This is a genomic window from Streptomyces sp. NBC_01433 (assembly GCF_026340105.1).
In the GTDB taxonomy this organism is placed as follows: Bacteria; Actinomycetota; Actinomycetes; order Streptomycetales; family Streptomycetaceae; genus Streptomyces.
Genome location: NZ_JAPEPM010000001.1, coordinates 2,402,035 through 2,414,769, shown reverse-complemented (window position 1 = coordinate 2,414,769; position 12,735 = coordinate 2,402,035). Strand labels below are relative to the sequence as shown.

At 68.0% G+C, this 12,735-nt stretch carries 8 protein-coding genes; 1 reads left to right on the top strand and 7 read right to left on the bottom strand.

The features are described 5' to 3' along the window. Window positions 1-55: 55 nt before the first annotated feature. From gyrA to dnaA, 7 genes are all read right to left on the bottom strand, one after another. Entirely contained in the window at window positions 56-2,680 is a 2,625-nt protein-coding gene (gyrA, locus tag OG413_RS10895) for a DNA gyrase subunit A (protein ID WP_266804652.1), read from the bottom strand. Between the two features lie 46 nt (window positions 2,681-2,726). After that, complete coding sequence (gene gyrB, locus OG413_RS10890; protein ID WP_266804650.1) at window positions 2,727-4,796, bottom strand: DNA topoisomerase (ATP-hydrolyzing) subunit B; 2,070 nt, start codon at window positions 4,794-4,796, stop codon at window positions 2,727-2,729. Between the two features lie 483 nt (window positions 4,797-5,279). Then, window positions 5,280-5,888 carry a DUF721 domain-containing protein gene (locus tag OG413_RS10885; protein WP_266804649.1) on the bottom strand — a complete coding sequence of 203 codons (609 nt, stop codon included), beginning with the start codon at window positions 5,886-5,888 and terminating at the stop codon, window positions 5,280-5,282. Beyond that, window positions 5,885-7,027 (bottom strand): DNA replication/repair protein RecF, encoded by a 1,143-nt coding sequence (gene recF / locus OG413_RS10880; protein ID WP_266804648.1) that lies wholly within the window; start codon window positions 7,025-7,027, stop codon window positions 5,885-5,887. Before recF ends, OG413_RS10885 begins: the two co-directional genes overlap by 4 nt. Window positions 7,028-7,090: 63 nt before the next feature. Next, window positions 7,091-7,969 carry a phosphogluconate dehydrogenase (NAD(+)-dependent, decarboxylating) gene (gene gnd, locus OG413_RS10875; protein ID WP_073727751.1) on the bottom strand — a complete coding sequence of 293 codons (879 nt, stop codon included), beginning with the start codon at window positions 7,967-7,969 and terminating at the stop codon, window positions 7,091-7,093. 148 nt (window positions 7,970-8,117) lie between these two features. Beyond that, complete coding sequence (gene dnaN, locus OG413_RS10870; RefSeq protein ID WP_266804645.1) at window positions 8,118-9,248, bottom strand: DNA polymerase III subunit beta; 1,131 nt, start codon at window positions 9,246-9,248, stop codon at window positions 8,118-8,120. Window positions 9,249-10,397: 1,149 nt separating this feature from the next. After that, window positions 10,398-12,215 carry a chromosomal replication initiator protein DnaA gene (dnaA, locus tag OG413_RS10865; RefSeq protein WP_266804643.1) on the bottom strand — a complete coding sequence of 606 codons (1,818 nt, stop codon included), beginning with the start codon at window positions 12,213-12,215 and terminating at the stop codon, window positions 10,398-10,400. 381 nt (window positions 12,216-12,596) lie between these two features. On the opposite strand from dnaA, the gene rpmH reads away from it, so the two are divergent. Next, window positions 12,597-12,734, top strand: coding sequence for a 50S ribosomal protein L34 (gene rpmH, locus OG413_RS10860; protein ID WP_003967884.1), 138 nt, complete (start codon window positions 12,597-12,599; stop codon window positions 12,732-12,734). Window position 12,735 lies beyond the last annotated feature (1 nt).

Here is a 12,735-nt window from a genome sequence, read left to right as displayed (position 1 = left end):
CGTTCGCTCCAGCTCCGGAAGCGGCCGAACCGGCGCCCGTGGCTCCACTCACGCTCTACTCCTCGTGCTCCCCGGTCGAAGGCTCCGTGCCCTCGACAGTGCCCTCGACCACGCGCTCGGCGTGGCCTTCGGCCGTGTCGCCGTCGGCTTCATCGGTCCCATCGACCTCTTCAGCCTCGCGACCGGCCTCGGCGTTGCGCGCGATACCGACGACGGCATCGCGCTTGCCCAGATTGATCAGTTGGACGCCCATGGTGTCACGGCCCGTCTCCCTGACTTCATTGACTCGCGTACGAATCACACCACCGCCGAGTGTGATGGCGAGAATCTCGTCCGTCTCCTCGACCACCAGCGCACCGACGAGCGAGCCCCGGTCCTCCACGATCTTGGCAGCCTTGATGCCCAGGCCGCCTCGACCCTGAACGCGGTACTCGTCGACAGGGGTCCGTTTCGCGTACCCACCGTCGGTAGCAGTGAACACGAAAGTACCGGGCCGGACGACATTCATCGAGAGCAGTTCGTCTCCCTCGCGGAAACTCATCCCCTTGACACCCGAAGTCGCACGGCCCATCGGGCGCAGCGCATCGTCCGTAGCGGTGAACCTGATCGATTGGGCCTTCTTGCTGATGAGCAGCAGATCGTCCTCGGCCGACACCAGCTCCGCGCCGATCAGCTCGTCGTCGCTGCCGTCCGCGGTCTCCCGCAGGTTGATCGCGATGACACCACCGGAGCGCGGCGAGTCGTAGTCCTTCAGCGCGGTCTTCTTCACCAGACCGCCCTTCGTGGCCAGGATCAGATACGGCGCGGCCTCGTAGTCGCGGATCGCCAGGATCTGGGCGATCTTCTCGTCCGGCTGGAAGGCCAGCAGGTTGGCGACGTGCTGACCGCGCGCGTCGCGGCCGGCGTCCGGCAGCTCGTACGCCTTCGCCCGGTAGACCCGGCCCTTGTTGGTGAAGAAGAGCAGCCAGTGGTGCGTCGTCGACACGAAGAAGTGGTCGACGATGTCGTCCTGCTTCAGCTTCGTGCCGCGGACACCCTTGCCACCGCGCTTCTGCGAGCGGTAGTCCTCGGTCTTGGTCCGCTTGATGTAGCCACCGTGCGTGATGGTGACGACGATGTCCTCCTCGGCGATCAGGTCCTCCATGGACATGTCGCCGTCGAAGGGCACCAGCGCGGAACGCCGGTCGTCGCCGAACTTGTCGACGATCGCCGCGAGCTCCTCGCTGACGATCTGCCGCTGCCGCTCGGGCGAGACGAGGATCGCGTTGTACTCGTTGATCTTCGCCTGGAGCTCGTCGTGCTCCGCCGTGATCTTCTGGTGCTCCAGCGCCGCCAGCCGCCGCAGCTGCATCTCCAGGATCGCGTTCGCCTGGATCTCGTCGATCTCCAGCAGGCCCATCAGGCCCTCACGCGCGATCTCCACGGTGTTGCTGCGCCGGATGAGGGCGATGACCTCGTCGATCGCGTTCAGCGCCTTGAGCAGACCGCGCAGGATGTGCGCCCGCTCCTCCGCCTTGCGCAGACGGAACTGCGTACGCCGGACGATGACCTCGATCTGGTGGGTCACCCAGTGCCTGATGAACGCGTCGATCGACAGCGTGCGCGGCACCCCGTCGACGAGCGCCAGCATGTTGGCGCCGAAGTTCGTCTGGAGGTCGGTGTGCTTGTACAGGTTGTTCAGTACGACCTTGGCGACCGCGTCCCGCTTGAGGACGACGACCAGGCGCTGACCGGTACGCGACGAGGTCTCGTCCCGGACGTCCGCGATCCCGCCGACCTTGCCGTCCTTCACCAGGTCGGCGATCTTCTGCGCGAGGTTGTCGGGGTTGGTCTGGTACGGAAGCTCCGTGACGACCAGGCACTGCCGGTTCTGGATCTCCTCGACCGCGACGACCGCGCGCATCGTGATGGAGCCACGGCCCGTGCGGTACGCCTCCTCGATGCCCTTGCGGCCCACGACGAGCGCGCCCGTCGGGAAGTCCGGGCCCTTGATCCGCTCGATCAGCGCGTCCAGGAGCTCCTCGTGCGAGGCCTCCGGGTGCTCCAGGTACCACTGCGCGCCGGAGGCGACCTCGCGCAGGTTGTGCGGCGGGATGTTGGTGGCCATGCCGACCGCGATGCCCGCGGAACCGTTGACCAGCAGGTTCGGGAAGCGCGCCGGCAGGACCGTCGGCTCCTGGTTGCGGCCGTCGTAGTTGTCCTGGAAGTCGACGGTCTCCTCGTCGATGTCCCGGACCATCTCCATGGACAGCGGCATCATCTTGCACTCGGTGTACCGCATGGCGGCGGCCGGGTCGTTGCCCGGAGAACCGAAGTTGCCGTTGGAGTCCACCAGCGGCATGCGCATCGACCAGTGCTGCGCGAGGCGCACGAGCGCGTCGTAGATCGAGGAGTCGCCGTGCGGGTGGTACGTACCCATGACGTCACCGACGACACGGGCGCACTTGTAGAAGCCCTTCTCGGGCCGGTAGCCGCCGTCGTACATGGCGTACAGCACCCGGCGGTGGACGGGCTTGAGACCGTCCCGTACGTCGGGGAGCGCCCGCGAGACGATGACGGACATCGCGTAGTCGAGGTAGGAGCGCTGCATCTCCGTCTCGAGCCCCACGGGCTCGACACGCATGCCCACACCGGTGGCGGGCTCCTCTTCGGGCGTGACAGGGGTGTTCTCGTCGGCCATTGCTGGTCAAAGTCCTTTCGAGCTGCGGCTTGCTTGTACGGCCGACTCAGATGTCGAGGAAGCGGACGTCCTTGGCATTGCGCTGGATGAACGAGCGCCGTGCCTCGACGTCCTCACCCATCAGCACCGAGAAGAGGTCGTCGGCCTGCGCCGCGTCGTCCAGGGTGACCTGGCCGAGCACCCGGTGGTCGACGTCCATCGTCGTGATGCGCAGCTCCTCGGCGTTCATCTCGCCGAGACCCTTGAAGCGCTGGATCGAGTCTTCCTTGATCCGCTTGCCGTTCTGCTTGCCGAGCGCCACGAGCGCGTCCCGCTCACGGTCCGAGTACGCGTACTCGAAGTCGTCCCGGCCCCACTTGATCTTGTAGAGCGGCGGGCGCGAGAGGTAGACGTGCCCCGCCTCCACCAGCGGCCGCATGAAGCGGAAGAGGAACGTCAGCAGCAGGGTGTTGATGTGCTGGCCGTCGACGTCGGCGTCCGCCATCAGAATGATCTTGTGATAGCGGAGCTTCTCGATGTCGAAGTCCTCGTGGACCCCGGTACCGAAGGCCGAGATCAGCGCCTGGACCTCGGTGTTCTGGAGGATCTTGTCGATCCGGGCCTTCTCGACGTTCAGGATCTTGCCGCGGATGGGCAGGATCGCCTGGTACATCGGGTTACGGCCGGACTTCGCCGAACCACCGGCGGAGTCACCCTCGACGATGAAGATCTCGCACTTGGTGGGATCGTTCGACTGGCAGTCGCTCAGCTTGCCGGGCAGCGAGGCGCTCTCCAGGAGCCCCTTGCGCCGGGTCAGGTCGCGGGCCTTGCGGGCCGCCACCCGGGCGGTCGACGCCGCGATGCCCTTGCGGATGATGTCGGCGGCCTCGTTGGGATTCCGGTCGAACCAGTCCGTCAGCTGCTCGTGGACGACCTTCTGCACGAAGGTCTTGGCCTCCGTGTTGCCCAGCTTGGTCTTCGTCTGGCCCTCGAACTGCGGCTCGCCCAGCTTCACCGAGATGATCGCCGTCAGACCCTCGCGGACGTCCTCACCCGTGAGGTTGTCGTCCTTCTCGCGCAGCAGCTTCTTGTCGCGCGCGTACCGGTTGACCAGCGAGGTCAGCGCCGCACGGAAGCCCTCCTCGTGCGTACCGCCCTCGTGCGTGTGGATCGCGTTGGCGAAGGAGTAGACCCCCTCGGTGTACTGCGTGTTCCACTGCATGGCGATCTCGGCCGAGAGAAGACGGTCCTTGTCCTCGGCCTCGATGTCGATCACCGACTGGTGAATGACGTCGCCCTTGCGGGAGTTGAGGTACTTCACGAAATCGACGATGCCGTTTTCGTAGTGGTACGTGACCGAGCGGGCGGTCTCCTCCTGGGCGGGCTCGACCGCGTCAGCGCTGTCCGCGCCCGCCGTCGCCTTCGCCGACTCCCGCTCGTCGGTGAGCTTGAGGGTGAGGCCCTTGTTGAGGAACGCCATCTCCTGGAAGCGGCGCGAGAGGGTCTCGAAGCTGTACTCGGTGGTCTCGAAGATGTCCCCGTCGGCCCAGAAGCTGACCGTCGTACCGGACTCGTCGGTGGCCTCGTGCTTGGCCAGCGGCGCGGTCGGGACGCCGAGCTTGTAGTCCTGGGTCCAGCGGTAGCCGTCCGTCTTGACCTCGACGGAGACCCGCGTGGACAGAGCGTTGACGACGGAGACGCCGACGCCGTGCAGGCCGCCGGAGACGGCGTAGCCGCCGCCGCCGAACTTGCCGCCCGCGTGCAGCACGGTCAGCACGACCTCTACGGCGGGCTTGCCTTCGGACGGCACGATGCCGACCGGAATGCCACGGCCGTTGTCGATCACGCGCACCCCGCCGTCGGCGAGGATCGTGACGTCGATGGTGTCCGCGTGGCCCGCCATCGCCTCGTCGACCGAGTTGTCGACAACCTCTTGCACGAGGTGGTGGAGACCGCGCTCACCGGTCGAGCCGATGTACATGCCAGGTCGCTTGCGGACCGCGTCCAAGCCCTCAAGGACGGTGATCGCACTGGCGTCGTACGAGGCGGTGACCTCGCCGTGCTCACCGGTTGTGGACGGGTTGTTCTCGTTGGGGTTGCCGGAATCGGCCACGAAGCGCCCTTTCTGGCACAGCACAGGCCGTTCTCCGGTCAGGCGGGAGCGGCTGCGTCGTTCGGCTTGTATCGACGACTCCCGCTTCAACAGCGGGATTAGCCATCAGTCTACCGGTAGCGCCGACATGAATGGGGGTTTGCCGGTACCTGAGTCCGCATGTGCCGCCCTGAATGAGCGGCTGACGACTCCCCATATTCAGGAAGGGGCCCCAAGGGGCTGTGACGGGCATTGAGCGCTTCCGCCTGTCAACCTCCCACTACGGTGAGGGACGCCGCAGTTCCACGACCCGGTCCGCACCACCGCACAACGGCACATCCCGGAAGGCGCGCACAGCGCCCGAAGCGGCGGCGACGGTCGGACTCACGGCACCTCAACCAGCCATAAGGCCAGGTCAGAGCGGTGATACGGCACCGGGGGCGCGAGCGGGACGTCCATGTACATGAGCGGGTACGCAGATGAGCAGTACGCGCATGTACGTGAGCGGGTACGCCGGTGACGTGCGGCTCAGCCGTACGTATCCCCTGGGCCCGTACTGCCCGGCGCCCGCAGCGGGCCGAACCGGCGCTGCGGGCCCCCCGGCCCCAGCACTTTGATCATCCGCACCGTGCCCCGGCCCAGGTCCTCGTTCAGCCGGGCCACCAGCCGCGGAGCCAGCAGCCGCAGCTGGGTCGCCCAGGCCGTCGAGTCGCACTGCACGGTCAGCACCCGTGCGTCCGGATCCTCGTCGTAACGCAGCGGCACACAATGATTGGCCAGATCTTCACCGACGATCTGCGCCCAGCGCCCCATCACCCCGCCCACCGCGGCCGGTGTCTCCCAGCCCCGCTCGGTGATCAGCCGGTTGATCGCCGACCCCAGCGGCAGCGGATCACGGCCGTCCGACCGCGCTCCCGAACGCAGCCCGCCACCGCGCCGGGCCTGCTTCTTCTGCTGCGCGGCGGCGCCCCTTGCACGGGCCTGCTCCTTGGCCGCGCGCAACGCCACCCGCGCCAGATCGACCCCGGACACGTCCGGCGGCTTCGCCGCACCGCCCGGGTCCTGGGGCGACGGCCCCGACGCACCGCCGTCCGGCGAACCGGCCGGCCCTTCGCCCCGGGGGCCCCGGGCGGTCATACCCGTTCCACCTCGCCCGCGGACACCGCATAGCGCGCCCCCGCCAGCACACCCGGCACATCGTCGCCCACCGCGGCCGTCACCAGCACCTGCTCACCCGGCGCCACCAGCTCCGCCAGCCGCTCACGGCGGCGCGCGTCCAGCTCGGCGAAGACATCGTCCAGGACGAGCACGGGCTCATTGCCCTCGGAGCGCAGCAGCTCGTACGAGGCCAGCCGCAGCGCCAGCGCGTACGACCAGGACTCGCCGTGGCTCGCGTATCCCTTCGCGGGCATTCCCCGCAGCCCCAGCACCAGATCGTCTCGATGCGGACCGACCAGCGTCACGCCGCGCTCGATCTCCTGCTTGCGGACCTCCGCGAGCGCCGCGATCAGCTGCTCGTACAGCTCCTCGCGCGTCCGCCCCGCGGCCATGTCGGCACCCACCTCGGGCCCCGCCGAGCTGCGGTACTCCAACGCCACCGGACCGCCGCCCGGCGCCACGTCCCCGTACGCCTTGTCCGCCAGGGGCCGCAGCGTCGCGATCAGGTCCAGCCGCTGTGCCAGCAGCTCGGCACCCACCCGGCCCAGATGCTGGTCCCAGACGTCGAGCGTGGACATGTCCATCGACCGGCCACCGTGCCTGCGTGCCATCGCCGCGGACTTCAGCAGTGTGTTGCGCTGCTTGAGCACCCGCTCGTAGTCGGACCGGACGGCCGCCATCCGCGGCGAGCGCGCCGTGATCAGCTCGTCGAGGAACCGCCGACGCTCACCGGGATCGCCCTTCACCAGGGCCAGATCCTCCGGAGCGAACAGCACCGTCCGTACGATGCCCAGCACATCACGGGGCCTGACCTGCGAGGACCGATTGATCCGGGCGCGGTTGGCCCGCCCCGGGTTGAGCTCCAGCTCGATGAGCTGCGAGCGCTCGCCCTGGGTGACCGCGGCCCTGATGACGGCCCGCTCCGCACCCATCCGCACCAGCGGCGCGTCGGACGAGACCCGGTGGCTGCCGAGCGTCGCGAGATAGCCGACCGCCTCGACCAGATTGGTCTTGCCCTGGCCGTTGGCCCCCACGAACGCGGTGACGCCCGGGTCGAGAGGGACCTCGACCCGGGCGTACGAGCGGAAGTCGGCCAGCGAGAGATGGGTGACATGCATCCGCGCCGACCTCCCGCTTTCCTGCTCCGCTGTGTGCTTCTCGTACTGCTTCTTGTTCTTGGCCTACTTCTTGTTCTCGACCGCGTGCCCGCCGAACTGGTTGCGCAGCGCGGCGATCATCTTCATCTGCGGGGAGTCGTCCTGACGCGAGGCGAACCGCGCGAACAGGGACGCCGTGATCGCGGGCAGCGGCACCGCGTTGTCGATGGCGGCCTCCACGGTCCAGCGGCCCTCGCCGGAGTCGGCGGCGAAGCCCCGGAGCTTGTCGAGGTGCTCGTCGTCGTCCAGCGCGTTGACCGCCAGGTCGAGCAGCCAGGAACGGATGACCGTGCCCTCCTGCCAGGAGCGGAAGACCTCGCGCACGTCGGTGACGGAGTCGACCTTCTCCAGCAGCTCCCAGCCCTCGGCGTAGGCCTGCATCATGGCGTACTCGATGCCGTTGTGAACCATCTTCGCGAAGTGGCCGGCGCCGACCTTGCCCGCGTGGACGGAGCCGAAGTCACCCTCGGGCTTGAGGGCGTCGAAGATCGGCTGGACCTTCGCGACGTTCTCGGCGTCGCCGCCGTACATCAGCGCGTAGCCGTTCTCCAGGCCCCAGACACCGCCGGAGACGCCACAGTCGACGAAGCCGATGCCCTTGATGCCCAGCTCGACCGCGTGCTTCTCGTCGTCGGTCCAGCGGGAGTTCCCGCCGTCCACGACGATGTCGCCGGGGGACAGCAGCGCCGACAGCTCGTCGACCGTGGACTGGGTCGCGGCACCGGCCGGAACCATCACCCACACGACCCGGGGGCCCTTCAGCTTGCCCACAAGCTCTTCGAGGCTCTGGACATCGGAGACGTCCGGGTTGCGGTCGTAACCGATGACGGTGTGGCCTGCGCGGCGGATGCGCTCGCGCATGTTGCCGCCCATCTTGCCGAGGCCGACGAGACCGAGCTCCATCAGAGATTCCTTAAGCGTTGTGCCGATTCGTACCCAGGGCCGAGCCTACGCCCGGCCGGGGACAGAGCGGCGGGCATGCTCTGCGCTGAGCGTGCCCGCCGGAAGCTGCCGTGAATGGACCGACTCGTGGATCAGCCGGTCGACCGGGTCAGCCGGAGAGGCGGACCGGCATGATCAGGTACTTGTACGCGTCGTCCGCTTCCGCGTCGACCGCCGGGCGGCCGCTGAGCAGGGCGGGCTTGGTGGAGGTCGTGAACGAGAGCTGGGCGACCGGGGAGTCGATCGCGCTCAGACCGTCCAGCAGGAATGTCGGGTTGAAGGCGATCGAGATGTCGTCGCCCTCCAGCACGGCGTCGACGCGCTCCACAGCCTGTGCGTCGTCGCTCGACCCGGCCTCCAGGATGAGCACACCCTGCTCGAAGCTGAGCCGCACCGGAGTGTTCCGCTCGGCGACCAGAGCCACACGCTTGACCGCCTCGACGAACGGAGCGGTCTCGATCACCGCGACCGAGTTGAACTCGGTGGGGAAGAGCGTCCGGTACTTCGGCAGGTCGCCTTCGAGCAGTCGGGTCGTCGTACGGCGGCCCGCGCCCTCGAAACCGATCAGCCCCTCGCCCGCACCCGAGCCGGACAGCGCGAGCGTGACCGTGTCGCCGCTGGTCAGCGCCTTGGCCGTGTCCAGGAGCGTCTTGGCGGGCACCAGGGCCACGGCCGAGGCGTCCGGATTCTCCGGCTTCCAGTTGAACTCGCGGACCGCGAATCGGTAGCGGTCGGTCGAGGCGAGGGTGACGGTGTCGCCCTCGATCTCGATCCGCACACCGGTCAGGACCGGCAGCGTGTCGTCGCGGCCGGCGGCGATGGCCACCTGCGCGGCGGCCGAGGCGAAGATCTCACCGGGGACGGTGCCCGTCGCGGTCGGCATCTGCGGCAGAGCCGGGTACTCCTCCACGGGAAGGGTGTGGAGGGTGAATCGCGAGGAGCCGCAGACCACGGTGGCCCGTACACCGTCTGTGGAGATCTCCACCGGCCGGTTGGGCAGGGCGCGGCAGATGTCGGCGAGCAGGCGGCCGGAGACGAGCACCGTGCCGTCCTCCTCGATCTCCGCGTCCACCGAGACCTTGGCCGAGACCTCGTAGTCGAAGCTCGAGAAGCTGAGGGCTCCGTCCTCAGCCTTCAGCAGAAGGCCCGCGAGAACGGGCGCCGGCGGACGGGCCGGGAGGCTGCGGGCCACCCAGGCCACCGCCTCCGCGAGTACATCGCGCTCCACCCGGATCTTCACCGGAACCGCCTCCTGCTGTTGCTCGCTCGCCCTGCTGGCCTTCGTCGTCTGGATGGGTCTCCCTGCCGAGGGGCTGGGGAGGACCCGGGGTCCAGTCTGACGTACGGCACCGACAGTCGTTGCTGCTCGGGGTCAAGTCGAGCCAAGAGGTCCGCGGCACTCGCCGGTCGAGTTGTACACAGGCCCCACTTCGAAGCGGATTCCTGGCTAACTCTGAGTGGTAGTAGTAGTAGGCCCTGTGGAAACCGTGGATAACGTCGTTTGCGCAGGTCAGCCACGGTTTTTTATCCACCGACCCTGTGGGCGGTACCGGTGGACAACCAGGCGTTTCTGTGGACACAGGAAAGTTCTGCACACCCGATGCACAGGAGGGGGCTACTTCTCCCCAGGCCTGTCCCCAGCTTTACCCACGTTCCCCACAGCCCAACCGACCCTCATGGTGTGACGCCTTTCACTCTCGGCGGTGAAAGTGGGTGCTGGGTTGCCGAACAGTGGACAGGGCTGTGGAGAAGCTGGGGACAACATGGCCCGGCCTGTGGGCCGACGGTGGACAACTCCGAAGACCCCCTGTGGACGAAAAGTTTGTCCACAGGCTGTGGATCATTGTTGACCACAAATCCCCAGGCACCTGACCTGGTCTGATGGAGTATCGGCAGATGCCCCTGTGGACGCAATATGGACAACTTCGCAGTCCCCAGGCTGTGGACGGCAGATTTCTCGCAGATCTGTGGAGAAGGGGCACTCGGCGGCCCGTATTCGAACAGCGGTGACGCGGCGGCGGGTTCGGACAGGGGCTTCCCGGCACGCTCCAGGCGCTCTCCCGGCCCGATCGAGGCGCGGCAGAGGGCCGTTCGAGGGCCTCTGGGCGGCTTCTGGAGGGCATCAGGAGGCATCCAGAAGGCTCACGAAGGTCGTCACGTCGGGCGTGTCGACCGTGCGCGACGCGTGCCGACTGCCGTATCGACTGCCGTACCGACAGGTTTGCCGACGGGTTCGCCGACGACGAAAAGGCGCCCGGAAGGACCGCGGAGAGTCCTTCCGGGCGCCTTTCGTACGTCTTATACGGCCCGGTGCGCCGTGTGGGGGCGGGGCGGTCCCGTCAGCAGGCGTGTGGAGCGGGCCTGCCGACGGGTCGGCCGAGGTGGCGCGTCAGCCGTTCTTGATGCGGTTGGTGAGTTCGGTGACCTGGTTGTAGATGGAGCGCCGCTCCGCCATCAGTGCCCGGATCTTCCGATCCGCGTGCATCACCGTCGTATGGTCGCGGCCGCCGAACTGCGCGCCGATCTTCGGCAGCGAGAGGTCCGTCAGCTCGCGGCACAGATACATCGCGATCTGGCGCGCCGTCACCAGGACGCGGCTGCGGGAGGATCCGCACAGGTCCTCCACCGTCAGACCGAAGTAGTCCGCGGTCGCCGCCATGATGGCCGGTGCGGTGATCTCCGGAGCCGAGTCCTCGCCGCCCGGGATCAGGTCCTTGAGCACGATCTCGGTCAGCCCGAGGTCGACCGGCTGCCGGTTGAGGCTGGCGAAGGCCGTCACCCGGATCAGCGCGCCCTCCAGCTCGCGGATGTTGCGCGAGATGCGGGAGGCGATGAACTCCAGCACCTCCGGCGGCGCGTTGAGCTGCTCCTGGACCGCCTTCTTACGGAGGATCGCGATGCGCGTCTCCAGCTCGGGGGGCTGCACATCGGTGGTGAGGCCCCACTCGAAACGGTTCCGCAGCCGGTCCTCCAGGGTCACCAGCTGCTTGGGCGGCCGGTCGGAGGACAGCACGATCTGCTTGTTGGCGTTGTGGAGCGTATTGAAGGTGTGGAAGAACTCCTCCTGCGTCGACTCCTTGCTCGCCAGGAACTGGATGTCGTCCACCAGCAGGATGTCCACGTCGCGGTAGCGCTTGCGGAACGTGTCGCCCTTGCCGTCGCGGATCGAGTTGATGAACTCGTTGGTGAACTCCTCCGAGCTCACGTACCGCACCCGGGTCCCCGGGTAGAGGCTGCGCGCGTAGTGCCCGATGGCGTGCAGCAGGTGGGTCTTGCCGAGCCCCGACTCCCCGTAGATGAAGAGGGGGTTGTACGCCTTCGCCGGCGCCTCGGCGACGGCGACGGCCGCGGCGTGCGCGAACCGGTTGGAGGCGCCGATGACGAACGTGTCGAAGAGGTACTTCGGATTCAGCCGGGCATGGGGCTCGCCGGGACCGGGCGGCGGCGCCGACTGGGCGCCCATCGGACCGGGACCGCCGCCTCCGGTGCGGCCCGGACCGGGGCCGCCCTGGCGATGCTGGGGCTGCTGCTCCTGCATGTCGTGGCGGTCGGGGCGCTGCTGCTCGTAGCCCTGGCGCTCCTGCGGCTGCGGCCGGTAGTCGTGCTGCGGCTGCTGGGGCCGTCCGGTGCCGTACGGCTCGCGCCACTGGTCGGAGGGCTGCTCGCGGTCCTGATATCCGCCGTGCCGGGGCTGCTGCCAGGAGAGGTCCTCCTGGGTACGGGGCCAGGCGCCGGGCTCGGGGCGCTGCTGCTGGTAGTCGGGGTAGGCCGGGCGGGCGGTCGGCATGCCGTCGTCCGAGGGCCGGTGCCCGTAGCCGTCGTACCCGTCGTTGTGCGGAGAGTCGTCGTGCGGCTGCCCTTGGTAACGGTGGACCTGCTGGCCCTGGTGGGACTGCTGGTGCATCGGGGGCGCCGGCGGGGTGGGCGGTTCACCGGCGGAGTCGTCGACGGTGATCGCGATCCGGATGGGACGGCCGCACTCACGGGTCAGCGTCTCGCTGATGAGCGGCGCGAGCCGGCCTTCCAGGACGCGCTTGCCCCATTCGTTCGGGACGGCCAGCAGTGCGGTGTCGGCGACGAGTGCCAGCGGCTGGCAGCGCTCGATCCACTGCTTGTCCTTCGGCTCGATGCCCTGCTGGCCCTCCCCGAGGAGTTGTTCCAGCACTCGTGGCCACACTGCGGCAAGATCGGCAGGTACGTCAGCCACAGGGCACGCTCTCTCGCAGGTCCCACGAATGTGTGGTTCTCGGGACGGGATGGGTCGGGTCGGGTGAGGCCCGGCAGGCGGGAAGGAAAAGAACCGGAGTTCAGCCAAGGTAGTCAGGCCGACCCGCGTGGTTCAAGTTGTTGTCCACAGGCTGTGCATAGCGGTGGCCCGTGCGGAGCCGGTTTGACCGGATGGCGTAGCCGCGCGTACCGTGACCAGGTCGAGTTGTCGATGGCTGCTGCCGCCTGCCTCCGATGGGCAAAGATCACGATCTGTGATTGTGAAGCGGTGCACTAAGGCGTTTACGCGAGTTCCTCGTGGGCGCACGGTGACAGCCAGGCGATGTCCCGCCAACACACGAATCATTTCTGGAGCCCCCGAGTGAGCAAGCGCACCTTCCAGCCGAACAACCGTCGTCGCGCCAAGACCCATGGCTTCCGGCTGCGTATGCGTACCCGTGCCGGCCGTGCGATTCTCGCGAACCGCCGTGGCAAGGGCCGCAGCAGCCTGTCCGCCTGAT

What these genes read in the sequence shown, in the direction of transcription:
- OG413_RS10885 (WP_266804649.1), bottom strand. Translation starts at nt 5,888, where the DNA reads ATGACCGCCCGGGGCCCCCGGGGCGAAGGGCCGGCCGGTTCGCCGGAC.
- gnd (WP_073727751.1), bottom strand. Translation starts at nt 7,969, where the DNA reads ATGGAGCTCGGTCTCGTCGGCCTCGGCAAGATGGGCGGCAACATGCGC.
- recF (WP_266804648.1), bottom strand. Translation starts at nt 7,027, where the DNA reads ATGCATGTCACCCATCTCTCGCTGGCCGACTTCCGCTCGTACGCCCGG.
- gyrA (WP_266804652.1), bottom strand. Translation starts at nt 2,680, where the DNA reads ATGGCCGACGAGAACACCCCTGTCACGCCCGAAGAGGAGCCCGCCACC.